This window comes from Vibrio sp. FE10, assembly GCF_030297155.1.
Lineage (GTDB): Bacteria > Pseudomonadota > Gammaproteobacteria > Enterobacterales > Vibrionaceae > Vibrio > Vibrio apostichopi.
In genome coordinates this window covers 1,317,017-1,341,706 of the sequence record NZ_AP028068.1, presented here as the reverse complement: position 1 = coordinate 1,341,706, position 24,690 = coordinate 1,317,017, and the positions used below count along the sequence as shown (strand labels likewise).

General features: G+C 44.6%; 23 protein-coding genes, 2 pseudogenes and 1 riboswitch. Of the genes and pseudogenes, 5 read left to right on the top strand and 20 right to left on the bottom strand.

Going from position 1 to position 24,690, the window contains the following annotated elements:
• Positions 1 to 98 precede the first annotated feature (98 nt).
• From QUF19_RS22955 to QUF19_RS22935, 5 genes are all read right to left on the bottom strand, one after another.
• Entirely contained in the window at positions 99 to 1,337 is a 1,239-nt protein-coding gene (locus QUF19_RS22955) for a carbohydrate porin (protein ID WP_434784923.1), read from the bottom strand.
• Positions 1,338 to 1,413: 76 nt separating this feature from the next.
• Positions 1,414 to 2,073 carry a DUF3299 domain-containing protein gene (locus QUF19_RS22950; RefSeq protein ID WP_286299898.1) on the bottom strand — a complete coding sequence of 220 codons (660 nt, stop codon included), beginning with the start codon at positions 2,071 to 2,073 and terminating at the stop codon, positions 1,414 to 1,416.
• Positions 2,074 to 2,153: 80 nt separating this feature from the next.
• Positions 2,154 to 3,533, bottom strand: coding sequence for a metal-dependent hydrolase family protein (locus QUF19_RS22945; RefSeq protein WP_286299897.1), 1,380 nt, complete (start codon positions 3,531 to 3,533; stop codon positions 2,154 to 2,156).
• Positions 3,534 to 3,812: 279 nt separating this feature from the next.
• Positions 3,813 to 4,793 carry a helix-turn-helix domain-containing protein gene (locus QUF19_RS22940; RefSeq protein ID WP_353505934.1) on the bottom strand — a complete coding sequence of 327 codons (981 nt, stop codon included), beginning with the start codon at positions 4,791 to 4,793 and terminating at the stop codon, positions 3,813 to 3,815.
• A 179-nt stretch (positions 4,794 to 4,972) separates the two neighbouring features.
• Positions 4,973 to 5,401, bottom strand: a complete 429-nt coding sequence (locus QUF19_RS22935) for a PACE efflux transporter (protein WP_265974624.1) — start codon at positions 5,399 to 5,401, stop codon at positions 4,973 to 4,975.
• A gap of 138 nt (positions 5,402 to 5,539) precedes the next feature.
• On the opposite strand from QUF19_RS22935, the gene QUF19_RS22930 reads away from it, so the two are divergent.
• Positions 5,540 to 6,442 (top strand): LysR family transcriptional regulator, encoded by a 903-nt coding sequence (locus QUF19_RS22930; protein WP_286299862.1) that lies wholly within the window; start codon positions 5,540 to 5,542, stop codon positions 6,440 to 6,442.
• Between the two features lie 459 nt (positions 6,443 to 6,901).
• Positions 6,902 to 7,243 (top strand): thiamine-phosphate diphosphorylase, encoded by a 342-nt coding sequence (locus QUF19_RS22925; protein WP_286303290.1) that lies wholly within the window; start codon positions 6,902 to 6,904, stop codon positions 7,241 to 7,243.
• A 277-nt stretch (positions 7,244 to 7,520) separates the two neighbouring features.
• On the opposite strand, the gene thiE is transcribed toward QUF19_RS22925, so the two are convergent.
• A complete protein-coding gene (gene thiE / locus QUF19_RS22920; RefSeq protein ID WP_286299860.1) occupies positions 7,521 to 8,135 on the bottom strand; it encodes a thiamine phosphate synthase in 615 nt (204 codons plus the stop codon).
• Positions 8,136 to 8,396: 261 nt separating this feature from the next.
• Between thiE and QUF19_RS22915 the strand changes: the two genes are divergently transcribed.
• Entirely contained in the window at positions 8,397 to 10,340 is a 1,944-nt protein-coding gene (locus tag QUF19_RS22915; RefSeq protein WP_286299858.1) for a methyl-accepting chemotaxis protein, read from the top strand.
• 162 nt (positions 10,341 to 10,502) lie between these two features.
• Here the strand turns inward: QUF19_RS22915 and thiM are convergent, their stop codons facing one another.
• The 10 genes from thiM to QUF19_RS22865 form a co-directional block, all read right to left on the bottom strand.
• Complete coding sequence (thiM, locus tag QUF19_RS22910) at positions 10,503 to 11,288, bottom strand: hydroxyethylthiazole kinase (RefSeq protein WP_286299856.1); 786 nt, start codon at positions 11,286 to 11,288, stop codon at positions 10,503 to 10,505.
• 29 nt (positions 11,289 to 11,317) lie between these two features.
• The gene (gene tenA, locus QUF19_RS22905) at positions 11,318 to 11,998 is read right to left on the bottom strand and encodes a thiaminase II (protein ID WP_286299853.1); all 681 of its coding nucleotides are present in this window, start codon (positions 11,996 to 11,998) and stop codon (positions 11,318 to 11,320) included.
• An 86-nt stretch (positions 11,999 to 12,084) separates the two neighbouring features.
• Positions 12,085 to 13,041: an ABC transporter substrate-binding protein gene (locus QUF19_RS22900; RefSeq protein ID WP_286299851.1), complete on the bottom strand. Its 957-nt coding sequence runs from the start codon at positions 13,039 to 13,041 to the stop codon at positions 12,085 to 12,087.
• Between the two features lie 120 nt (positions 13,042 to 13,161).
• Positions 13,162 to 13,977 carry an ABC transporter permease gene (locus QUF19_RS22895; protein ID WP_286299848.1) on the bottom strand — a complete coding sequence of 272 codons (816 nt, stop codon included), beginning with the start codon at positions 13,975 to 13,977 and terminating at the stop codon, positions 13,162 to 13,164.
• Positions 13,970 to 14,749, bottom strand: coding sequence for an ABC transporter ATP-binding protein (locus QUF19_RS22890; RefSeq protein WP_286299846.1), 780 nt, complete (start codon positions 14,747 to 14,749; stop codon positions 13,970 to 13,972). Before QUF19_RS22890 ends, QUF19_RS22895 begins: the two co-directional genes overlap by 8 nt.
• Complete coding sequence (gene thiD / locus QUF19_RS22885; RefSeq protein WP_286299844.1) at positions 14,739 to 15,623, bottom strand: bifunctional hydroxymethylpyrimidine kinase/phosphomethylpyrimidine kinase; 885 nt, start codon at positions 15,621 to 15,623, stop codon at positions 14,739 to 14,741. The genes QUF19_RS22890 and thiD overlap by 11 nt, the downstream gene beginning before the upstream one ends.
• Before the next feature lie 98 nt (positions 15,624 to 15,721).
• Positions 15,722 to 15,833: riboswitch (TPP riboswitch) on the bottom strand.
• A gap of 98 nt (positions 15,834 to 15,931) precedes the next feature.
• A complete protein-coding gene (locus QUF19_RS22880) occupies positions 15,932 to 16,849 on the bottom strand; it encodes a DMT family transporter (RefSeq protein WP_286303289.1) in 918 nt (305 codons plus the stop codon).
• 77 nt (positions 16,850 to 16,926) lie between these two features.
• Positions 16,927 to 17,667 (bottom strand): helix-turn-helix domain-containing protein, encoded by a 741-nt coding sequence (locus QUF19_RS22875; protein ID WP_286299842.1) that lies wholly within the window; start codon positions 17,665 to 17,667, stop codon positions 16,927 to 16,929.
• 211 nt (positions 17,668 to 17,878) lie between these two features.
• Positions 17,879 to 18,130 (bottom strand): DUF2999 family protein, encoded by a 252-nt coding sequence (locus QUF19_RS22870; RefSeq protein ID WP_009844829.1) that lies wholly within the window; start codon positions 18,128 to 18,130, stop codon positions 17,879 to 17,881.
• 107 nt (positions 18,131 to 18,237) lie between these two features.
• On the bottom strand, positions 18,238 to 19,335 hold the full coding sequence (locus tag QUF19_RS22865) for an ElyC/SanA/YdcF family protein (protein WP_286299800.1): 1,098 nt from the start codon (positions 19,333 to 19,335) through the stop codon (positions 18,238 to 18,240).
• Between the two features lie 495 nt (positions 19,336 to 19,830).
• Between QUF19_RS22865 and QUF19_RS22860 the strand changes: the two genes are divergently transcribed.
• Positions 19,831 to 20,505: a glutathione S-transferase family protein gene (locus QUF19_RS22860; RefSeq protein WP_286299797.1), complete on the top strand. Its 675-nt coding sequence runs from the start codon at positions 19,831 to 19,833 to the stop codon at positions 20,503 to 20,505.
• Between the two features lie 76 nt (positions 20,506 to 20,581).
• Here the strand turns inward: QUF19_RS22860 and QUF19_RS22855 are convergent.
• Positions 20,582 to 21,786, bottom strand: a protein-coding gene (locus QUF19_RS22855; protein ID WP_286295576.1) for an IS3 family transposase whose coding sequence is annotated in 2 segments (ribosomal slippage) — positions 20,582 to 21,399 and positions 21,399 to 21,786 — 1,206 coding nt in all. Because the reading frame shifts where the segments join, the coding sequence is not laid out codon by codon here.
• Between the two features lie 77 nt (positions 21,787 to 21,863).
• A pseudogene (locus tag QUF19_RS22850) lies at positions 21,864 to 21,962 on the bottom strand (IS5/IS1182 family transposase); the annotation flags it as partial.
• Positions 21,963 to 22,057: 95 nt separating this feature from the next.
• Here QUF19_RS22850 and QUF19_RS22845 point away from each other — a divergent pair.
• Positions 22,058 to 23,062, top strand: a pseudogene (locus QUF19_RS22845) (phage portal protein).
• Between the two features lie 492 nt (positions 23,063 to 23,554).
• Here QUF19_RS22845 and QUF19_RS22840 read toward each other — a convergent pair.
• Both QUF19_RS22840 and QUF19_RS22835 read right to left on the bottom strand, forming a co-directional pair.
• Positions 23,555 to 23,890 carry an energy transducer TonB gene (locus QUF19_RS22840; RefSeq protein WP_286299795.1) on the bottom strand — a complete coding sequence of 112 codons (336 nt, stop codon included), beginning with the start codon at positions 23,888 to 23,890 and terminating at the stop codon, positions 23,555 to 23,557.
• Between the two features lie 129 nt (positions 23,891 to 24,019).
• Positions 24,020 to 24,625 carry a hypothetical protein gene (locus tag QUF19_RS22835; RefSeq protein ID WP_286299793.1) on the bottom strand — a complete coding sequence of 202 codons (606 nt, stop codon included), beginning with the start codon at positions 24,623 to 24,625 and terminating at the stop codon, positions 24,020 to 24,022.
• Positions 24,626 to 24,690: the final 65 nt, after the last annotated feature.

Genomic DNA, 24,690 nt, shown 5'->3' with positions numbered 1-24,690 from the left:
CCGCTTTTCATACACACCTAAGACAAAAAAGTGAGCCACCATGGGCTCACTTTTTTACGTCTAGCTTTTAAGTCTAAACAAGATAATGAATAACGAAATTAGATAAACACTCTCGCTCTAATACCAAATACCCAAGCGCTGCTCTCACTAGAAAACGCAGGATCCTTGATGTACTGGATATCAGGTGTCACTTGAATGAAGTCGTTGAGCTGCATGTTGTAGTAGATCTCAGCTGTCCACTGTTCTGTGCTGCCACTTATCGCTTTCGCATCAGCTTCAAAAGAATCACCATTCACTTCTGCCCAGTTCAGCGCGACACCTAGGTTATTGGTTGGTTTTCCTAACCCGAAATAACCCATACCAACAGAAATTGATTTATCGTAAAGGGCAACATCCCCTTCTGAGAAACCACCACGAACAAACGGCATCACTTGCGGAGTCATAAACTGACTCCATGAGAAATTAACGCCAGAGCCACCTTCCGTAGCAAGGCTATTACTATGGCGAGTGTCATCACCAAAGTCCCAGAAAGTCACGTGGAAGTTATCGGTATAGATCTGCTCTTGCGAAGCCGTCCAACCTAACTCCAATGTCGTAAAGTAAGACGCATCGCTACCAAAAGCACTGTCAAAGCCATCAAAAATATCATCTGATTGACCATTTGCATCGGCGATACCACCGACGACATAAAAATTCTCGCCCAACATATGACCCGCAGAAAGAGCAAGTACACCATCATCTGGCAGCCCCATAGCACCTGAGCCTGTCGAGAATGCTAAATTCGTGAAACCAGACCAAGGACTGGCTAGAGCGTAAACATCGGCGTAGTTCGTCACATCTTGCCAACCGACAACGATAGTACCTTTACCATCATTGATTTTTTGCTTCCAGTTTAAGTCCGTAACTCGAAACCCTTGATCACTGTAGGCTGGACCAATCGCACCGACATAGCCAAGTGGCCCGAATGAATAGTCTTTGGGCGGAGTATCACCATAGGCATGCCTATGTTCCACTTTCCATACTAGGCTACCTGAGTTCTGTGTGCCGTTCCCTAGTAGGTGCCATGACCCGTATAATCGTGCAACACCTGATGATGCATCAACGCTATCGCCACCAACGCCATCTCCAGAGGTAAGGCCTAAAGCAAAGTAATCCGCACCAAATGTAAAACCATCCGCAGCAAGCTTTTCACGCCAATCCAGTTGCTGATCTTTTTGTTTTGAAATTGTATTTTCAACAGAGTCTGGACCTTCGAAGTTTGCGCTATACACCGCAGGGCTCATTGAAGCAGCCACCACCATCACAGCCATACTTACTTTAGATAATCTTGAATTCATCTTGTCACCAATGCTTTTTGAGTTAGTTCTATTTTATTCATTGCTCACATTGAAAATTGTCATTTGATGACAACCATTAATTTTCTTTCTCGTAATAGTCTTCAATCATCGAAGCTTTCATTTCATAACCCATGGTGAGGTTACTTTTACCATCGACTAGAAAGACTTCTTCAGTCACTTTGTTCGAGCTAAAGTCACCCTCTACCCATACTGGGTACTGAACGTTCTGTACCTGAAAGCCTTCAGGAAAAGACACGCGCACAATCTGGTTTGCAGGCGGTGGTGGCATGTGAATACACGCACCCGCCACTGGCACTAACAGAAACTCGGTTGCAGTCATGCCTTCTGAGAACTCTAAAGGAACGATAAAGCCGGGCACTCGCACTCTCTTACCATCAAATTCTGTCGTGATAGCTTCAGCGTTCGCTTTCATGGTTTTCATGTATTCGTCACGCAGCGCGATCATTTCGTCTGCGTTCACGCCCTGCTCTTTTAATGTCTGTTTGAATGTTAAAGCCTGTTGTTGAGCTTGCTCTTCCTCTGATGCGCTCATTGCTATCACACCTTGTAATAGACGCATTTGCTGATCGGTGAGATCTGGCATTTCCAGTTTCATTTCGTGAGATTCTGAATTCAGATCTTGCCACTCAAGATTCATCGCTGTTTCAGCAAAGCTAGGTAAAGCGACAATAGTCAGTGACATCATCGATAGGATAAGAGAAAGCGTTTTTTGCATAAGGGCACCTTGAAGAGAGGTGACCTACCGAGGTAGGTCGCCTATTAAAGCTTAGTTTCTAACCGAATAGTCGCGCTGTGTTACAGCGTATTTTTGTAGACTTTGCCGTCTTTCATGATGACTTTGATGGTGTCGATTTCAGGGCTACGCGGCTCTGCGTCGAACCATTTCTCGTTTGCACCAATCACTGATAAATCTTCAAGTGGGTTGCCTTCGACAATGATGATATCGGCGTATGCACCCGCTTCAATCACACCCAACTTACCGTCTGGGTATGGGTCCATCACCCCAGACAACTTAACGATTTCGCCGTTGACCGAAGTCATGCCTTTCAATGTGAAGAAGTTGCCTAACTCTTTACCCGCCAAGAAGATCGTATGGTCTGTTTGTTTGATACAAGAAACCACGTCACCAACACAGTCTGTGTGGAAGCCCCATTTAGGCTGGTATTTGTTTACGTTCGAGATGTAGTCTTTGAACGCTTTGGTTGCAGAATCCGCCTTACGCTTAGACGCTGGATTCGAGTTAATTGCCTCGATCTGTGTCAGGTAAGGCGAGAATGCGGTCATGTTGGTTGTGATGTAAGCATCTTTATCTTCCATCTTGTCGGCGATATCACCATCGAACATGAAGCCATGCTCAATCGTTCTAACACCCGCATCCAAGTTACGCATGATCGCTTTTTTACTGTAGGCATGAGACATCACGTAAGAACCGTACGCATCAGCAATTTCCACCGCAGCTTCAATCTCTTCCGCAGACATCGCATTCAGTTGCCAAGGGTCAAATGACGAAGCAACACCACCCGATGACATGATCTTAATCTGAGTATTGCCTTGCTTAAAGTTTTGGCGTGCAGCGGCTTTGATTTCGGTAATACCGTCCGCATTAAAGCTCACGCTATTACGAGCCATGCTGGTTGTTGAACCGAAGAAGTGTTGGTTAGCCGTGGTTAGGTTACTGAAATCGGCGTGTGAGCCCGTTGGGCCAATAAATGCGCCTGATGTGTAGAGTCTTGGCCCCGGCAACATGCCAGAGTCGATCGTTTTACGTAAGCCTGTGTTCAAGCCACCAGCATCACGCCATGTAGTAAAACCTGATTGAAACGCTGCATTAGCGTTGACTGTCGCACGAGCGGCCAGTTCTTCAATCGTACGGTTGTTTTCGTGATCGCTAAGGTTGCCGCCATTCAACAACAAGTGACCATGGCCTTCAATTAAACCCGGCATTAATGTTTTGCCAGTGCCATCAATCACTTCCGCTTCGCCAGCTTCAATCGGGGTTGCAGAGATTTGTTTGATAAGATTGTCTTCAACCAATACATGATGGTCTTCGTACAATTTGTTTTCAGTACCGTTGAAAACATCAACATTGGTAAATAGCGTTGATGCTGCATTTGCTGAAAGAGCAAATGAACACGAGAGAGCAACAACAGAGAGCTTTAAGCCTGAATTATTCATTTTTACACCTTGATTCCGTTTGTTAGTGGCGTCCACTTCCCACAACGATTCCGTAACTACTGATGAGTGTTATGAGGTTTCAAAGGTGTTTTTATTGGCCGCAACACTCACGAACGACAAAATAAAAACAACTTATCCACATTCAATAACTTAGTAGTGATACTGCCAGTCTTCAAGGTTGATAAATGGCCATTTGGTGACAATGAATAATTCTGCGTACGGTCTCCGGTTATCTGTTGGGTGATTTCACTGATATCTTCGAGCTTTAACTTATCGACTTTAACTGTGTTCTTTGCGGTACTCCCTTGGGGTCATGTTCATCTGTCGTTTAAACGCTCGGGTAAAGTGAGAAGAATCGGAATAGCCCATCTTTGCCCCCACTTGAGTGATCGACAAATCCGACTGTTTGAGCAATTCCAACACCTGTTCCAGCACCATCTCTTCTATCAAAGCTTTGTACACCACCCCTTCGTTTTCCAAGCGGCGTTGAATGGTTCTGACATGAATATTCAGGATTTCAGATGCCAAGCTGATTGGCAGTTTCCCCATGGTGAGATAAGGTTTAATCACGAGCTTAAAGGCACTCAAAAATGAGCTTGGCAAAGGTGCGAGGAGTTCAGCCGTTTGGGTTGCCTTGGGTAAAACAATCGGCTCAAACATGATCTCTTCAGGGATTTCAAACGCCGTGACTGGCCTATGAGTAAAAAACTGAGCACTGCCCATTTGTGGAAGAGATTGAAAACAATCGAGGTCGCCACTTTGAATACCGACTTCCGACGGCTTCCAGCGACCTTGCGTTAATACTGAAATCAGCTCGTTGATAAAAATAACCGAGAACAGCTCTGCAAACTTAAACCAAGGCGCATTAGTAAAGGGCTTTTCACGAACAAACCACCACTTGCCGCCGGAGTATTTGGTGTAAAGGTGCGCGCCATTCGATACCTGCTTTAACTGTTCAGAAAATTGGTCAAGCGCGCTCTTTAGCGAATCCTGATTACTCAGTTTAGCGACGAACCTTGGCACATAGGTTTGTTTGCAAAAGCTCCACATAAACAGTGAAAACTCTTCTCGTGACGCCGATTCCCCCATAATCCTGACTACATTCTTAACCGTTGTCTCAGGGAGATAATGGTAGTGATCGTTACTAGTAAGAATATCATTAGGAATTTTGGCATAGCGTAGCAAGGTATAGATCTCGCCGTCGATATGTTTGAACAGTTCAGCAAACAGCTCGACTTCTTTCTTATCTACAACCGTCATTTGAGGGGTATTGGACATCCTTTCCTCTTAATCTGTTCTTTCACGAACTCAAGTTATCACCTTATTTAAGATAGCAGAATAAATGACGGGTGACCTAGGCTTACTAACCGAATGTCTCCGTCAAAGTAACTAATAAACAATCGGTTAGTAGCCAAACTAGCGTCTACTGACTTGGCAGGTTACTGAACGGCTAGATCAGCTCTACGTACCCAGAATGCTCGAACATGGTCGTAAATCAGGTTGAATACAAACGCGTAAATGGTAATAAAAATGGTCACGCCGATATCCATCAAAAACGCCTGCCATATGCCCACGTTAAGTAAGTAAGCCATCACTGGGATAGTCGCTATCAGCAAACCAGCTTCAAACAACACCACATGAAAAATACGCAATTTCAGCGAACGCTTGGATTTTTCACCCGTGAAGTAGCGATCAAAAATGCGGTTGAAACAGTAGTTCCACATCATCGCGATAGTGGCAACAACTATCATGGTTCCTGATAAGGCATTCACATCGTGATCGGTAAATATCGCTAAGCCTATAATTGAAAGCGTTACGGCCAAAACTTCAAATAATACTGAGTGAAACACTCTTTCTAACGTACTCATACATTCCTCTAAATAATCTAGTCTGTGTTGGATTAGCTAGGATTATGTCATCGAAAATAATAAGAGAAAGTTAACAGCCATCACGAATAGTGATAGCCTGAGAGTTATCACCCCCTTTGGTATTGAGCGAGAGATAGCATGTACAGTTTTGAGCAATTAAAAGTCTTCGTCACTGTGTGTGAAAGTGGCTCTTTTTCGGCGGCCGCGCGCAAGCTGAAACGCGCTCAATCCGGCGTCAGCCAGTCGGTCGCCAACCTAGAAATAGCCATCGACCAAGAGCTGTTTAACCGAGAGAAAAACATCCCTGTTTTGACCAACACAGGTAAGGCGTTATTACCTGTGGCGAAGTCGATTCTCGACCAACAAAAGTACTTCGATCAAAAAGTCGAATCGCTGACTCAAGAAGACGAACACGAACTGATCATTGCTATTGATGAGAGCATCATAGACAAGAATTTCATTAAGATAATCAGTTCACTAGCCGATCAATTCCCAATCACGCATTTCGATATCATTGCGACCTCAACCTTCGATGTGGAAGACCTAGTGAGACGTGGAAAAGCGCAAATAGGCATCATCTATGCAGATGGTGAGCTTAAGGTAGATATGGACTTTTTCTTACTTGGCCAAGCACGTTTTCTTACTGTCAGCTCCGCCACTCACGAGCTTAGCCAGATGCCCATCGTTCAAGATTCGGACTTAAAACGCTACCGCCAATGCGTGCATCGCAGCTCTAAGCAACGTGAGCTGTGGTTCACCTATGGAATTAGTTCAATGCTTTGGTATGCCAATAATCATAAAACCATTATCGAGTTGGTGGAGCAAAACGTGGGTTGGGCGAACGTGCCAGAAATGATGGTGATGGAAGGAATTGAAAAAGGCGACTTGGTGGCTCTGCCCGTGGCGCACGAGCATGGTGGTTGGATAACCCCTGTGGGTTGCTTGGTGTCACGCAGCCACATTAATGGGCCCGTGTTGACCAGCTTGATTGAGAAATTAGAAGGGTACTCACTGCAATACAATCAATGGCAGGCAAACTAACCTCCCCTGCTATTCAAAGGTCCTCTATTGTTCAAAGCCTCTCTATTTTTGAAAGCCCCTCTATTTTTGGAAAAGTCGTCAATTTAGAGGTTCAATATTGGCGTGGGGCTCACCACGGCTACCTCATTTCTGCTTATCGTGCCGATAAATATCTTTGTCGTCTGGACAAAACACCCTAGTTGATGTCCCAAAGTGACCTAACTACACTGCGATCCCAACGGGTTTGTCTTTTCAAACGAATGTAGACAGACCCAAATCGCTCTTTAACACCACTGACCTAACTTCAAATCTCCCACATGAGTGTTCTGCATCGCAGCCGCTTATGACAACTTCAAATAGATCACTTTTTGAATTTAATTCACCCCAGTTTATGAGTGCTCTTTGAGTGCTTTTCTATATCTAAATGAACCTTTTGGAAAATTTGTCGTGAACGTTTTAAGAAATATTTGCCCTGAGAAAATGGGTAAAGAGCGTAACAAACGAGAGTATGATTTACGCGTACTTAATTGTGTCAGTGAAAGTGAATATGAATCGCGTATGGCGGTTTGGAATAGCCTAGCGTTGGCTGCTGCTCCGTCTGTTTCAGAAACAAAAGGCTTCATCGATGAGGCTTTCAACAAACTGCAACAAGATCTCAAAGACACCAGTCGTGAGTTATCGATTAACTACACCGACTTTATTGCCATGGCGCATGAAGAAATCAATTACATTAAGATTTTTGTTGCCGATAAAACTGCGCAATATGGTTGGTATGCTGCGATCGTTCTTATGGTCATCGGCACCTTGGCGCTGTGTTTATAACGCTATCTCTATGACTTTATGATGGTTATGACATTAAGCCTATAACAAGGCGCATTCAGCATTAATGCCCTAAGCTCTAAGCTCTAAGCTCTAAGCTCTAAGCTCTAAGCTCTAAGCACAAAGCACAAAGCTAAAAGTTAAAAGCTAAAAAAACGAATCAAACCTATTCTCGCGAGGCGTCTCTGCATTGTGCAATGAGACGCCTCGCGTTTTTATATCTAACTACTTTCCACAGCTCTATTCAATCAGCCAGTTAAAACTAACCTTCAAATCAATATCACTTCATTAAAGACAACAGATGCTCTGTCGCAGCTTTCGGGTCTTCGGCGTGACATATCGCAGACACTAGTGCCAACCCATGAATGCCCGTTTTAGTCAGCTGAGGAATATTTGATTCGTTGATGCCACCAATCCCGACAATCGGAAGTTTGGTTGTGTCCAACGCCATTTTAATACCTTCGTAACCCCAATGTTTCTTAAGGTTTGTCTTAGTCGGTGTGGCAAACAACGCGCTGAGGCCAATGTAATCAATCGGCAAACTATCCGCTTCTTGTAGTTGCTGCTCAGTCTCAATCGATAGACCCAAAATTTTATCAGGGCCAATCAACTTGCGTGCTAACGCTGCCGGCATATCCGATTGTCCTAAGTGCAAACCATCAGCATCGATGGCCAACGCCACATCCACTCGATCATTGATGATCAACGGCACACCAGAACCCGCTAAAACCGACTTAACGACTTCAGCTCGTTCAATGAAAGATCGCACATCCCCATGCTTCTCTCTTACTTGAACCATAGTGACGCCACCAGCGACCGCTTGTTCAACCACGAACTTAAGCGTTTCTAGATCTTGTTGGTCGTCTGTAACCAAGTAGAGTTGATAAGGATTCATAGCGTACCTTTGGAGTCGATTTCGAAAATTGATGTTATGCCATTTTACCGACAAATCGCATCATGTGCATGGAAGTTAGTACTTAATTACCCAAGTTAGACGTGTGAATTCAAATACGCAACTCGTTGAAAGCATATCGAAAAACCTGAACTTTTTAACTAACGCGTTACTTATTACACAAACTATTCACTTAAGCATGCCCAGAATGCTGTTTTATGAAATACTTCGCTATGAAGGAATCAGGTAAATATAGGGATAGTTATGCGCCACCTTTCTATAGCGCTCAAGATCAAGCTGGGTTATGCCATCTGCTTGCTCTTTTTCGTCATTTCAGGTTTTGTGAGTTACAAAGGTATTCAAACCTTGTCGAACGGCTTTAGCCAATACAGTGAACTCAGCCACAAAGCGACATTATCAGGCAACATCCAAGTGCACTTTCTTCAGATGCGTTTAGCCTCTGAACGCTACTTAGAGTCATTGGATGAGCAGTACGAAGCAAATTATCAATCAAGCAAACTCGCGATTGATGAACTGCTGAACAACTTAATTCAAACCACCACCAAAACCGATAGCTTATCGAGCCTACAATTAGTGCAAGACAGCGTTGCGGCATTTGATGCGGCTTATGGCTCAATGAAACAGAGTCAGCTGCTCATTGACCAACTGGTGAATGTTGAGATGGTCAAGCGAGAAACCAACGCGCTAAAAGCCGCTCAGAGCTTGTTGTATGAGTCTTACAACAACAACGATCCAAACGCGAGCTTGTATGCGGGTATGTTGATGGAGAACTTTCTCGCCGCCAAGATAACCGTTCTAAGTTACTCAAACAACAATGACCTAAAAACCTATGAAGCTGGCAAAGATATCTTTGAATATGCACTGCCAGGCATCGAAGGCGATATTGAATCTCTTAAATCATCTCCTTATCAAAGTGAACTGATTGAAGATTTCTCTAACCAACGTGAAGCGTACGCGAAAGGTTTTGAGCAAGTTCATCAGCAGATGATTGAGAACACCCAAAGAACCGCTACCCTCGCCTCTATTGGCGATAGCTTAGCGATCGCGGTAGCCGATGCTCAGAGTATTCTAGAGCAACAAAAACAAGCGTTAACACCAGAGCTGCAAGCCAGTGAAAAACGCTCGATTCAAATTATCTTCTTGCTGACGGGCGTGGCTTTGGTTATTGGTATGACGAGCGCCGTATTAGTAACTCGCTCTATCACCAAAGGCATCGCACAGGTTAAACAGATCACCAATGAGCTTTCTCAGGGCAACCTGAATGTTGAAGTGAACATCGAGAGCAAGAACGAGATTGGCGAACTGCTGACCAACATGGAGATCACCATTGAATCTCTGCGCGATATCGTGGGCCAAGTGAACCGATCGAGTGTACGTATTGGTGAGATGTCCGAATCTCTTAATCAAGTAACTAACAACAGCTCGACCAACGCGACACAGTTGAACAATGAAATGATCAATATCTCGTCAGCCGTTGATCAATTGGCTTCGAGCACATCAGAAATTGCTTCAAGTGCTAACCACGCCTCTCAAGTTGCAAACCAAGCAACCGAGAATGTGGCGATGGGACTTAAAGAAGTAGACAAGACATTGCATGAAATTGGCAGCGCCGATGAAAGCATGCAGGTCAGCAGCCAGAAAGTGACCGACCTGCACAAAGAGTCGATGAACATTGGTGCCATTCTTGAAGTAATCAAAGGCGTATCTGAGCAAACCAACCTATTGGCGTTGAATGCCGCTATTGAAGCTGCTCGTGCGGGTGAACAAGGTCGTGGATTTGCAGTAGTAGCCGACGAAGTAAGAACCTTAGCTAAGCGTACTCAAGATTCTGCAAGCCAGATTGATGAACTCATCACCTCGTTACAACGTGGCGCTAAAGATGCATTAGAATCTATTAAGGTCAGCCACAGCACGGTTTCGGATGCTTCAACCCAAGCGCAACAAGCTTCTCAGAACTTGCATGTGATTAATCAACACATCCAAGATTTGAATCAGGCCAATAGCCAAATCGCAGTATCGGTTGATGAGCAGGATTGCTTGACCAAGTCACTAGGTGAAAACGCGCAAGGTGCGAATACCATTGCGCAGAGCAACCAAGAGTCAGTCAGCAGTATTTCTGGTGCAGCAAGCGACTTAACTGAAGTTGCTCATCACTTAGAAAGCCAGGTGAATCGTTTTAGAACCTAACGAAGCCAATTGCTAATATAACGAGATGACTAACTCGACAAGATAGTTAGCACGCTTCTGAAGCAATAATAGAAAAGCCCCGAACACATATGCGTTCGGGGCTTTTTAGTAAACGAGATAATTTAAATTAGATAACGAGCAAGCTTAGAACTTGGTTTAAATCTACTGAATCTTCAGACGGTTAATCAGAGTCTCTTCATCTAGTTGGTACAGCTCATCAAGCAAGTTCATTTGCAAGCTACCTGGGCCGCGTGAGTTCTCCGCAGCAATTTCACCAACCACACCCAATACCGCTGCGGCAGCTAAACCGCTGTCATCACCGACAGCAGCGAAAGCTCCCGTCAACGCCGTTAAGGTACAACCCATGCCCGTTACATACGGCATCATTGGATGTCCGTTGTTTAACGTAACAACGCTTTCTTTCGTGACAACGTAATCTGTCTCACCGGAAATCACCACGTTCGCACCGTATTCAGCGACTAAGCATTGCGCTGCGCCTAATGCAGCATCACTGCTATCTAACGCATCAACACCTTTGCTTTGTGCTTGCTCGCCCGCAAGAGCAATAATCTCAGACGCATTACCACGAATGATCAACTTATCCGCTAAACGTGCAATTTCACGAGAAGTCTCGGTACGCAGCGTACTTGCACCACAACCCACAGGATCAAGCACCACGACCTTGTTGTTCGCATTCGCTTGTTCAACCGCGAAGCGCATTCTTGGCGTCCACACGCTATCGAGCGTGCCGATGTTGATCACCAAAGCGCCAGAGAATGACATCATCTCAGCCAATTCTTGTTGTGAGTGCGCCATGATAGGAGAAGCGCCAATCGCCAATAAAGCATTCGCAGTATTGTTCATCACTACGTAGTTGGTGATGTTCACAACCAGTGGTTTTTGCTCTCGTACTGCGCGCAGCGATTGGATGATTTGTTCAGTTAGCATGGATTAATCCTTATTCGTGAAAGTCGCTTTTAAGCCGCTGTTGAGTCATTAAGTGCATTCAGCCCTTGCTGCCAGAAAGCCACTTCCATACGTGTTGCGGTTTTAAAGATATGAACGATGTTCTGACCACGCTCGCTGTTGATATCAATTTCAGCAAGCAGTTGATTGAAGTACTCTGCGCCTGTTGCTACGCCAGATTGGAACTCTTCACCGCCGTACAGTTGCAGCCAGCTCGCATATGGGTTGCCTTCTAGTACGGTATCACCACTTTCTAGAAGTGCTTTACCAATCACGGCATAACCAATAGAACACGGAGCCAGTGCCGCATACAAGTCGACAAGATCACCCGTCATGCCCGCATCCAAAACGTAGCGAGTGTAAGCCACTGTACCGAAGTCTTCAGGTTCGTTTTCTAAATCAGATTCCGTTAAACCCCACTGACCACAGTAAGTCACGTGGTGTGAGATTTCAGAATCTAGCAGCGCATGAACACTTGGCAGTGCACGACGCATATCAGCCAATGTTTTAGCCTTGTAAATCGCTAATGCATAAGCACGGGCATACTGCTTCAAAAACAGAAAATCTTGCTTTAAATAATGCAGAAAACACGGTTGAGCGAGTGTGCCGTTTGCCAGCGTTTTAACAAAAGCGTGCTCGGTGTAGTCTTGCCAATCTTGTTGACAGGCTTGGATTAAGTCTTGGTATTTCATTGCGTTTCCTTAGCTGCAACCAAACTCGGTTACAGCTGTTATCTTATTAATAACGAATTAGTTAAAAACGAATAGCTAAAAACGAATCAGTTAAATACAGGTACGTAGCTTTCTGCTTTCGGTAGCGTTTTGATGATGCCTTTGTCGAACATGAACTGCGCGTAATCATCGTAACGTTTTAGGTCAACCGCTGAAGGGCGAAGCGCAAAACGAGTCAGCGTGTCATTCCATGCGCGTTGGTTAAGCTCGTTGTTCAACGTATCTGGTGAATACGCAACAAACTCACTCCATGACTCTTGTGGGTGGTTCACAATGTAAGTTGTTGCTTGCTCAAGTGCTTTGTTGAACGCTTTGATCGCTTCATCGTCGTGCTGCTTTGCGTTCGCAACAAAGATCAGCTCATCGTAAGCTGGCACACCGTGCTCTTCTGGGAAGAATGCCTTCGCTTTAAAGCCTTCAAGTGCTAACTGGTTAGTTTCGAAGTTACGTAAGCCACCCCAAATTGCATCTACCTTGCCCGATGCCAATGAAGACGACAGCGCCCAGCCGACATTGATGGTTTGCACGTCTGTAAACGCAACATTTTCTTGCGCTAGCATGGTGCCGATCGTCGCTTCTTCGTTACCCGCAATCGCAATACCGATCTTCTTGCCTTTCAGATCCGCTAATGAATCGTTCTTGCCGTTATCCAAAACCATCAGCGTGTTCAGTGGTGTTGCGATCAGGGTTGATGCGCGAACTAAAGGTAAGCCTGCTGCTACATCCATAGTTAGGCTTGGTTGGTAGGTTACGGCTAAATCGACCTTACCTGCTGCGACCAATTTCGCTGGTGTGCTTGGGTCGGCAGGCTCTTGGATTTCAACGTCTAAGCCTTGCTCAGCAAAGTAACCACGCTCTTGAGCGATAACAATCGGGCCATGGTTCGGGTTCACAAACCAATCCAACATCAGTGTCAGTTTCTTTTGTTCAGAATCCGCTAGAGCATGACCTGAAACCAATGAAGCAAGCAGTGCCACTGCACCTATCAATTTTGTATTTTTCACAGTTAACCTTTCCTTTTGAATATTATTCTTATGTTTATAGAGCTAATTTTTAACGAAGTTTTGTTTAGATAAATAGCCTTGAGCGAAGCTTTATTAAACAAAGAGTTATTGAGCGAGCCATCATTGGTTTTCCCAAGGGATGGCCTTTTTGAGTAATTTATCGGTGACAAAATAGAGCGAGATAGACAGCACCGCCAAGATGAACAAGGCCGCAAACATCTCGTCGATGATCATGCGCGCGTTGGCCTGCAGCATTAGGTAACCTAACCCTTCACTCGAACCCACCCACTCCCCGACCACTGCGCCAATTGGAGCAATCACCACAGCAACACGAATACCAGATGCCAGTGTTGGCAGTGCAGCCGGCAGTTGGATATAACGCAGTAGTTGCCATTTCGATGCCCCCATCGTCTTAGCAAGATCTAGGTAACCTGTCGGTGTATTACGCAAGCCGTCGTAACAACATGTGGTCACGGGGAAGAAGATAATGATCGCCGCCATCACGACTTTTGAGGCGATGCCATAACCAAGCCACAGCATCAACACAGGCGCGATCGCAAATACAGGGATCGCTTGGCTCGCAATTAAGATAGGCAACAACCAACGTTTCAGCGGTTCGAACATCAACATCTGCAGGGCGAAAAACAGCCCCATAGATAAACCAAGCAATAGACCAAGTAAGATCTCCTGCGCAGTCACCCAAGTGTGCTTGAGTAACACATCGTAGCGTTCGATGAGCTTGATGAAGACTTCTGCAGGCGCTGGCAGAATGAAGCTCGGCATCTCGAAGATAACCACCACCATTTGCCATAAGCCCAGAATCACAGCACCGCTGATGAGCAAACGCATAACGGGATTCATCTGGCGAGGGCGTTCAGTGCTAGCCTTTATGTCGGTTGAACGAGCCCCAACTTCACTTCGCGTTAGATCATTCATAATCACGCTCCAACTGCTCTAAGATGGCTTGTTGTAACTCTGCACATTCCCCATCTAGTACTCTTGGTGTAGCGGTATTAGGCACAGACAGTGACTGAGCACTTGCAGGCGTGCCTTGTAACACATACAAGTTATCCGCCAAACGCACCGCTTCTTGTGGATCATGAGTGATCAACACAACGGTTTTATCTCTTAACAGTTCACACGCTAAACTTTGCAACTTGTGTCTTGTTACTGCATCCAACGCAGAGAAAGGCTCATCCATCAGCACGACTGGCTTGTCTTGCATTAAGGTTCGAGCCAAAGCGACACGCTGGCGCATACCGCCAGACAATTGATCCGGCATCGCATTCGCGTAGTCAGCCAGACCAACCGAAGTCAGCAACTCCAATGCTTGGTTGGTTTGAGCTTGTTTATGAGATGCTTGGCTTTGATGCTTGTCTGCGGGATTTTGAAAGCGATGACTGAGGCACACATTGTCGATAACCGACAGCCATGGCAGTAACAAATCTTGCTGCGCCATGTAAGCGATGCGATCCGTTAAAGGCCGTTCATCGGACGTTGCCAATGTGCCCTGCCATTCAACCTTGTCGTCCAACAAACCTGCCAGATAACGCAACACCGTGGTTTTTCCGCAACCACTTCGACCCAGCAACACCGTCCACTTACCTGCGTTTAAGCTAAGCGACAATCCCGATAAGGTTGCGTGCTCGCTATCGCGGTAACGTAAGGTCGCGTTGCTGAGTTGAACGCCAATCGTATTAACGGACATTACCGTGTCCAGCGAAGAAGTGGTTTACCGGGCCATGGCCTTGACCGATTTGTAGCTCATCAGCATGAGCAATAGCGTGAGAAATGTATTGTTTGCCAAGGTCGACAGCTTGCGTAAGCGTGTTGCCTTGAGCCAAGAAAGAAGCAATGGCAGAAGAGAGCGTACAACCTGTGCCATGGGTGTTTTTGGTAGGAAAACGCTTTGCGCTAATCAAAGCAGACGTGGTTGGCAGAATCAGTAAGTCGTTACTGTTTTCGTCCTTCTCCAAGTGGCCGCCTTTTAGAAGTACCGCTTTTGCACCCAAAGCACGCAGGTCTTCAATCATACCCTGCATTTCAGCTTCGCTTTCAGGGACTGCTTTACCCGTGAGCGCTGCGCCTTCTGGCAAGTTAGGGGTAATGATGTCTGCCAGAGGAATCAGTTCTTGCTTTAGCGTTGTAATCGCAGCGTTTTCTAAAAGAAGGTCACCACTGGTTGCGACCATTACAGGGTCAATCACCAAGTGCTTAGGTTGGTATTGTTTAATTTTGTCCGCAACGACTTTAATGATTTGCGCATCTGCCAACATGCCGACTTTTACTGCCACGATATTGAGATCAGTAAACACCGCATCTAACTGGCTCGCGACATGATCAAGTGGGATTGGAAAAATGGCTGAAACGCCTTGGGTGTTCTGCGAAGTGATTGCGGTAATCACCGAACAAGCAAAACTACCGGTTGCAGACATAGCCTTAATATCAGCTTGAATGCCCGCACCACCGCCGCTGTCAGAGCCTGCAATGGTTAAAACAATTGGAGTATTGATCGACGAAGATCGATCTATTGGTGCATGAGTATTGCTAGGTGATACTTGAGAATTGGAATGCTGTGTCATGGTCGCTCCTACTGTCTAAAAGACGTAAGAGAACCGAACTTTGGCCGCAGAGAGAGTGTGGAGGTGAAACCAATCAAAGTACATTGATGAACCACGTAGGCAAAGTAATCATAGTTCCCTACGCCAGTGTTAACTGAATCAGGTTCAACGGGTCTCGAATAACGATCTCAGCACACACCAAATAAGGTATATGCCCCCCGACTATTGATAGCGATAGTAACAGCACTCTCACAACTGAGATACTGATTTTATTCAATTATAAGAATTACACATGAAAAAATTTCAATTAGGCTCAACAAAACAAATACTTATAACGTTCCTTTAGATGGCTTCGACTGTATAAACAAGCACAGCACAATCAGAGACATACCTAGCCAGCCTGTAAAAGGAATCAGCTCACCGACAACACAGACGGCAAGCACCGCTGCAACAACGGGCTCAAGCAAGGTAATCAAGTTAGCACTGCTCGCGGTGACATGTCGCAGGCCAAAACTGAAGGCGATATAACCCATGCATTGAGGAATTAACGCCAAGTAACTCACGACCAATATATTGGTATTCGACGCGAACAGGTTATCCCCTGTAAACCAAAGCGTTGGCAGTAATAGCATTGCACCTAAACCAAATATGCTGCCCATCGCCGCTTGCGATTCAATACCTTCGTCTATCAAAGCCTTCGTCGCCCATGAATAAATGGCGTAACACAGGCCAGCAACCAAACCTAATCCAATACCCAAAAGCTTCAGTTCGTCGCCAGATTCACTCGCCGATGACGACTCAGAAAACACCAATAACCCAATACCCACCACGCCAATAGCAAAGCTCGTTAACCAGCGTTTGTTGATATTATTCTTTTTGCTGATAAGACACTCTAAGAGAGCAGAGAAGAACGGCGCTGTAGCAATCGACACGACCGTACCAATCGCCACACCAGATAACTTCATAGATGAATAGAAAGCCAAAGGATAAACCGCCAAAGCCAACGCACTCACCGCTAGCAATTTCTTGTTCAGCAAAAGCTTGTCGAGTGCGGATTGGATCTTTCGAAACGCTAGGCCTGCTTGCAGTAAGCCACCAACACCCATTGAAAACGCACCAATCGCCAATGGGCTGAGATCAGGCGCGAAGCTTGCGGCTGTGCCTGTCGTACCCCACAACACAGAAGCAAACAGTATGGCTAAAATACCACTTTGGAATTCGTTAACACGATTGATGGCGAGATTCATTGCTATTACCCAGTTCATTTTCATTTCTGAATTAGATAATAGTGAAGATGCTATGAAGTTAGTTTGCAGAACGGACGCTATTGTTGTTTTGAAAGACTCTCTTTCATCGAGCCTAAAAACGCTCTTGGAGACATTCCAAAGTGCTGAGAGAAACGGCGACTGAACGCAGACACATCAGTATACCCAACGTTTTCAGCGATCAACTGGACAGGCAAATCGGTATGGCTTAACAAGGCTTGCGCTTTCTCCATACGATATCGAGTGATGTATTTAAGCGCACTGATACCAAGGCACTCTTTAAATCGTTTCTTAAACTGAGTGGGGCTCAAACACGCCGTTTCTGCGAGCTGCGAAATTGAGAGAGGCTGGGCGTAATTATCCGCAATGAGCCTTTGCACCGCACGAATACGCGGGTCGATGCTTTTACTTACTTGTTGTTGCTCTAACAGTAGTGAGAACACATCCAATATTGACGATTCAATGCCACTGTCGACTTGATATTCCAACTGCTTCTCAACGAACAGCAAGAAGCTCATCAAAGGTGGCGTAATCGCAAATACAGAGAGATCTTGATCTAACAAATGCTGAGGCAACACAGCCATATCAGCAACAATAAACCGTGCTGCTTCGTCCGCTTTAAACGCATGAGCCGTAGTAACTGGAATCACCACACACTCGCCCACCGCCACTTTGCCGACGTACCCGACCATCTCAAGGTTGATACTCCCTTGGATCGGCAACACCAATTGGTGATGGCCATCATGAGCATGAGTATTAAATTGCTTGGTGTAAGTTCGAATGCTTAAGCTAGATTTCATGAGCAACACCGGAGTACATTTCGCTAGGTTAAAGTAAGAGAGACAACGTTACATTATCACTTCCCTAGAGTCACACTCAATGCTCATCAAATTCATGCTAGCTAAGTAACAAGATCAAAAAAGGCCGTTAAGACAGCCTATTGCTGAACTTAAACGACCTTTTCATTGAATTTTGATTAAGCTAAGACGATATCAGCTCATTCAAACTCTCTTATTTTTGAAGTTGCTCTTTAGCGGCTTCAACCTTAGAAAAATCTAGGCCAAGCTCTTCAACTGCTTCTTTGATTAGCGCAGGGTTTTGCATTACCTGACCCATCAGCATTTGAAGCTTATCTTGTGGTAAACCAAGTTGGCTGATTGTCGCCATTGCTGCAAGAGGGTTCTCGGTCAACGTCTTGAATATCTCGCTGATCTGCTCGTCGCTGATATTGTTCTCTTTCAACATTGCTAAAATCGGGTTCATTTTTTTGCCTTTGAAACACTAAATTAAGTAGGAGCACAGCATACCATCTAGCTGTGCTCGATTGTACTAACAACTTATACTTTGCCTACTGTGAAGTAACGCTAAGCCTAGCGAGACTCTAATGGGTAAGAACGGTAGCTCCACATGCCATAAGTACGAAGAGCATCACGGTAGATGCCTAATAGCTCACCACCACTCGCTTTCTTAAGATCTTGTAGCGGCTTGTCTGGGTAAGAAACCGTATCGAACGTAATCCCCTGAGGGCCAGTTTGCCAGCTCGCAATTTCAAACAGAGTTTGACCACGACGAACGTGGCTCGCCGAGCTGATAATGGTCGCGTGCTTAATATCATGACGAGCAAGCGCGTAGCTACTGAACAAGGCATTGCCTACCGTGCTGGTCGCGTAGTTCTCTTCAATGATGCGATCTTTACTCACCCCTTTTGAGATAAGCCAATCCGCCATTAACTTACCTTCAGTCTTATGGTTCTTCGGCACGCCGCCGGTTAAGACGATCATCGCGTCTGGGTTGGCTTTAGACATCGCTAATGTCGTTTCAAGACGTTCAATCAAGATGTCATGCATAGAACCATCTGGATTAAGCGCGTAACCCAAAGTGACGATGGCTCCGTGGTCGCTCAACAGCCCCTTATCTGCAGACTCTTTAAGAGGTGTTTCTAGCACACGGTCGACCGTAGCAAAAATACGTTTGATGTCTTCTGCTTTACCCTTATTCAGGCTTTCCAGTTTCTCCATATGCTTGTTGGACTCACTATCATTGCCTTCAAATCTCTGCCAAACCGCAAGGTAAGCGTGAAGATCAACATCATCTGGTGCAACCGTCAGTGCTTGTTCAAACAGCTCAATAGCTCGCTCTGCATTCTTGTTGTAGATCTGAGCGTTCGCTGCCGAGATCAGCAAGTCAGTACGGTAAGGTTCCAGCTGGTAAGCCTCTAACAATCGGTTAGTCACAATTTCCATGTTGCTTGGCATTTTAGCCGTGAAGCCCGCGTGAGAAATTCTTGCCGGAGACTTAAACGCCTGCAACGCATCAAGAAGTAATTGGTCGACAACTTGTCGCTTAGTTACCAACTGCGCGTAATCCGCAGAAGCCTGTACTGCGCCATCGTTAGCAGCAAAAGAATAAGGTGTTGCGCCAAAGGCTAGCATGCCACCAAGAGCGAGGGCGATAATGTTCTTTTTCATGGAAAGATCCTGTGTCGTTAAGTGTTCACATCAGATTTGCTCACCAATGTAAGTCCCTAAGATTAAAAAACCGTGAACCACACCAGAATCTCCGAGGTTTATATTCATTTGTTGCATAAGGTGTGGCAACAGATCACGATTTTGAGCGTCTCAGCAAACCTGTGTATCCAGATAATTCTGAGTTGAAGCAGTGAAAAACAATTATATTGGAATATCTGACTGCGAATTCCATATGCCCTATTCCACCGAAAACCACCCATCACAAATTCAAACTCCGCAGAAACGACACATCCAAGCAGCAACTTTAAGCTCATTTTTTCAACAACTTAAAATTCAACACACCGAATTGTTCTATGTTAATCCTTCCCGAATAACAAAGTTCTAAACGTATGGCCGCTAAATACGAATCGACTTATTTTTAAATAATTCAAAATCAATTATTGAACGATCGTTCAAGTGGTGTTTTAATGAACCACCAATACAAGGAGTTACCCCATGCTTAAGTTCTATTTTCACCAAACACCCAACCCAATGAAGATCGCTCTGTTTCTAGAAGAGACAGGCCTAGATTTTGAACTTGTTCCTGTTGATACCTTAAAAAGCGAGCAACACACACCGGAATATCGTTTGATTAACCCGAATGGTAAAACGCCAGCCATTGAAGACGATGGGCAGCGCGTGTTCGATTCTAACGCTATCCTTCTATACCTATCAGAGAAGACAGGCAAGCTTGGGGGACAACCAAAAGACAGAGCTGAACTACTCTCTTGGATGATGTTTATCGCGAGTGGCCTTGGTCCTTATTCTGGTCAATCCGTACACTTTCGCAATGCGGCACCAGCAGGCCTAGACTACGCTGTGAACCGTTACCTACGTGAAGCACAACGTCACTACGAAGTGTTAGAAAAGCATATGGAAGGTCGTGAATTTATCGTCGGAAATGAGTACACCATTGTCGATGTCGCTGCATGGGGTTGGATTGATAAAGCGCCTGTCGTACTTGGTGAAGAAGGCCTAGAACCTTACCCGAACTTGAAGCGTTGGTTTAACGCCATCAACACTCGCCCAGCCGCAATTCGCGCCCGAGAAACCGGCAAAGACATTGAGTTTAAAACCGAACGTGATGAAGAAGCGAAACGAGCACTGTTTCCTTCGAATTATGCGAAGTAGAAGAATTGAAAGTTAACGCTCTACTGAGTGATAGCTAGAACTTGACCCGTCCTGATATGGGTTGACACTTGATTGACTAAAACGCTCGATGTACTTCATCGGGCGTTTTGTATTTTAGAGCGGTGTGAGGCCTATATTCATTATAGATTTTTACTGATTCGGCGACCATTTTCTTTGCTTCATCTAAATCATTAGGCTTATTCAACAGATACTCCATCTTCAATATTCCGTTGATCCTCTCCGCCAACGCATTCTGATAACAGTCATAGCCATCAGTCATTGAGCAAGATACATCATACTGTCGATGCAACTCTTGGTATTCCACAGAGCAGTATTGAACACCTCGATCTGAGTGATGTACAAGCTCACCTGTATTCTTCCGCTCTTTCAACGCGTTTAAAAAGGCCTGCTTGACCGTGCGAGCTTTCATATCATCACCTATGTGATAGCCCACGATTTTTCTTGAGTAAGCGTCCGTCACTAAACTGAGATAAGTACTACCACACCGCGTTGCTAGATAAGTAATATCTGCAACCCATAATTGCTCTGGTCTTTCCGGTATTAAGCCTTCTTTGATTCGATTTGGATGGCAGTAAAAGCGATGATTACTGTTTGTGGTTCGATGATAAGCCCTTCGATTCGGCACTAATAATCGATTCATTCTCAGCAGAGAAAATAAGCGGTCTCGACCGATTTCAATATCATTCTGAGCAAGTAAATACTTGATCTTACGAGCCCCTATACGAGGGTGCATCATCCTTTGCTCCTTCACAAAACCGAGTACTGATTCATCTTTCTTTGTCTGATGAATTTCTGTAACACAGCGCTTGTAGAAAGCTTGTCGTGTAATACCGATGAAGTGACAAGCTTTAGTGACGGTCAACTTTCTGACCGTTTTTTCCTTAATAACTCGGCCTTGCGCTTCTTTGAGATTCGGACACCGAAATCTCGATCCATGACTTTTACAACCGCTTCAAAGAACTCAGCTTTGAGCTGAGTCTCTTCTAATTGCTGCTCGAGTTCTTTGATTCGTTGCTCTGGGGTTTGAGTTGAGGAAGAGTTTGACATAGTCGCTCCTAACGCTCTCGATTGTTCTGTTCCTTTAGACCAATCTAGTTGACCATGTTTGCGAAGCCAAACTAAAACGGTAGAGCGACCTTGGATCCCATAACGTTCTTGAGCTTGCTTATAAGTCATTTCGCCTTTTTCAACTTGGCTTACGACTGCCAATTTAAAGGCAAGAGAATAATCTCGTTGAGTACGTCTACTTGTTGTTTTCATGACACTCTCCAATTTCATGTTGGAAATGTGTCAACCATATTTAGGACGGTACAACTCAAACATAAAGAGCCGCTAAAAAGCGGCTCTTTCTCAATCCAAAAGGTCAGAAACCCGCGGTTAATGAGTGATTGGTTGTATTGCTTCCAGTTAATTGTTTTGTAACGAGGCTTATGCAAAGGGCTACGAGAGGGACTGAACGTAGCTGATCAGATCGTAGGTTCTGGATTTAGTTCCATTGAATTACGCAACAAAGCCACTACAGACAACAGAAATAATCACGAAAAATCCGCTAATGATGAAAGCTTGATGTTTAGCTTTGGTGAGCCAGAAATCATGGACCGTGATTTCTGGCTCACCAACTACGAATACAACGAGCTTTACTACAACGAAGACGGGAACTATTGGGAATCGCCACTCGATAGACCTGGCTTAAATAAACTGACTCGGGCTAACGCTTATCACGGCTCTATCTTAATGGCTCGCCGTAACATGATTGCGGGCCGTTACACCCAAGGTGGAATGCAGAAGCAAGAAATGCAATCGGCCGTCCATGACATCTTAGAATTTGGTGACACTGCCCTGCTCAAGCTTCGTAACTACTTTGGCAAAGTCATTGGGCTATGGCCAATCCCTACGATGTATTTACGTAAACGTAAGAACGGTGATTTTGCTTTCTTAGAGCGAGACGACAAGCAAAAGAGTTACAAGAAAGAAGACGTTATATTCATCAAACAATACGACCCAGTTCAGCAAGTCTACGGTGGACAGGATTACCTTGGTTGTGTTCAATCTGCTTTGCTTAGCCAGGACTCCACTACGTTCCGTCGCCGTTACTATAAGAACGGTTTGCACATGGGCTTTATCGTTCTATGCGACTGACCCGAACTTGAGTAAAGACGATGAGGAAGACTTAAAGCAGAAGATGGCTTCAAGCCGTGGTGTGGGGAACTTCCGCTCGATGTTCATCAACATTCCAAACGGCAATGAGAAAGGGATTCAACTCATACCCGTTGGCGACATTGCGACCAAAGATGAGTACGAGAAAATTAAGAACGTCACCGCCCAATAGGTGATCACCGGCCATCGCTTCCCTGTTGAACTGGCTGCTATCATTCCAAACGGTGGTACGCGTGGTGACCCTATTAAATTTGATTACGTTTACTGAAAAAATGAAGTGATACCCGCTTGTGAAATGTTCATGGACGCCGTCAACCGCGACCCAGAAGTACCCAAACATCTCCATTTAACCTTCAATTTGAACAATGTTGCGGCCTAAGTGGCGTGATGTTTTTTGCAATTACGTTTTTCTCTTCAATTTGCGCTCAGCCCTTTATTCATAAGGGCTGAGAAGCTACTCAAACGATCGTCATAAAACACAAACGATCATTAAAAAACCGACCAAAAATACAAAAATCATTACATTTCAGACACTTAACAAAACCAACCAGATCAACACTGATCGTCAGAATTTCAATTCCTTACAATTTTTTGCACTCTTCGCAATTTTACTAGGCACTCTTTAAGCCATTCTGAGCACGACTAACTTAATGCAAGCCCCGTTATTCCTAAAGGGCTAGCGGCTTGTTAGCCTTCCATAGCGGCGACAGAATTTCACTGAAATAGAATTGCGAAGAAATGAGATCGAAAACGCTTCAGGTGGGAGGATGAGTGCGTTTTCTGTGGGTTGTGCGTGCTTTCGGTGGGGCTGTGAGACAGGCGTAAAAAAGCCACCGGGTGCGGTGGCTGTCTGAGCAAATCTTGCTTTAAACTAGATTTTAAACTCTATTTTTTCTTTTTGAGCAATAGGTTCAACATCTTTGAGTGGTTCATATTTCCATTTTGACAATGCTTGTACAGCTACCTTTTCAAAGATCCCCTTTGGGATGGATTCGATTACAACAATATCTGTCACATACCCTTGCTTGTTGATGTTAAACGTCATGACCACATATCCTGATAGATTATTCTCATATGCTACTGTTGGGTATCTTGGATTTACAACCTCAATTGGAACCAAATCTACATATTCTGATGACCCCGTATTGTCCAGAAAATTCGAACACCCAGCTATTAAAACAAGGGGAAATAGTTTCAAAAATCTCATAATCTTCTCTCTGATACATAACACCGTTAAGAGGGAGCGACTTTACCTCCAAACTTCGACACAATGACTACACCAACTTAGATTTATTTAAAATAGAAAACGCTAGGCTTTTCTTAAGCAACTTGTAAATTATTCATACTCGTATTCTGGCTCAATAGATAAGACTAAAGTCTTTCCATCTCTGAAGCCAGCACTGATCGAAACCCCATCAAAAATGGACTTATAAGACTTCTCCGCCTTGAGGCTTTCGTAGATACTATTAAACAAATGCTTTGTTCTGACTCCTTCCGTAAACTGAAGAATTGAACCAAGATACATATATTGCGTTAGTGTCATATAGCTACCACATTGCTCCACCCTATCATAAGGAGACGTCAATTGGAGTTCTATTACCATTTCACGTTTATCTTTCATAACTGTAAAAATAGTCACTTTGGCACAAGCATTATCATAAATATATTCATACACCTTGAACTTATCATCGTCGATATAATCGATTAATTGAGACGGTGTCTCTATTCTAAATTTATGTCCAATAGTGCCTTCAATATCTTTGATTATATTCAGAGCTCCTTCAAGGTTAAGTCTCTCTGTTTCACTAAGAGATGTTAAGTACTCTGATACTAAAGATACCTTAACGTCTGTTTTCATTACCATTAACTCAGGCTTAATTTCGACAGCCAAATCATTATAAAAATTAAATAGATTTCCAATGCTGACTTTCGTAGTGCTCACGTACAAGCTACTTTCAATTTCTGCTTGTGCATTTAAGTTCAAAATAAGAAATACTGATAGTATAA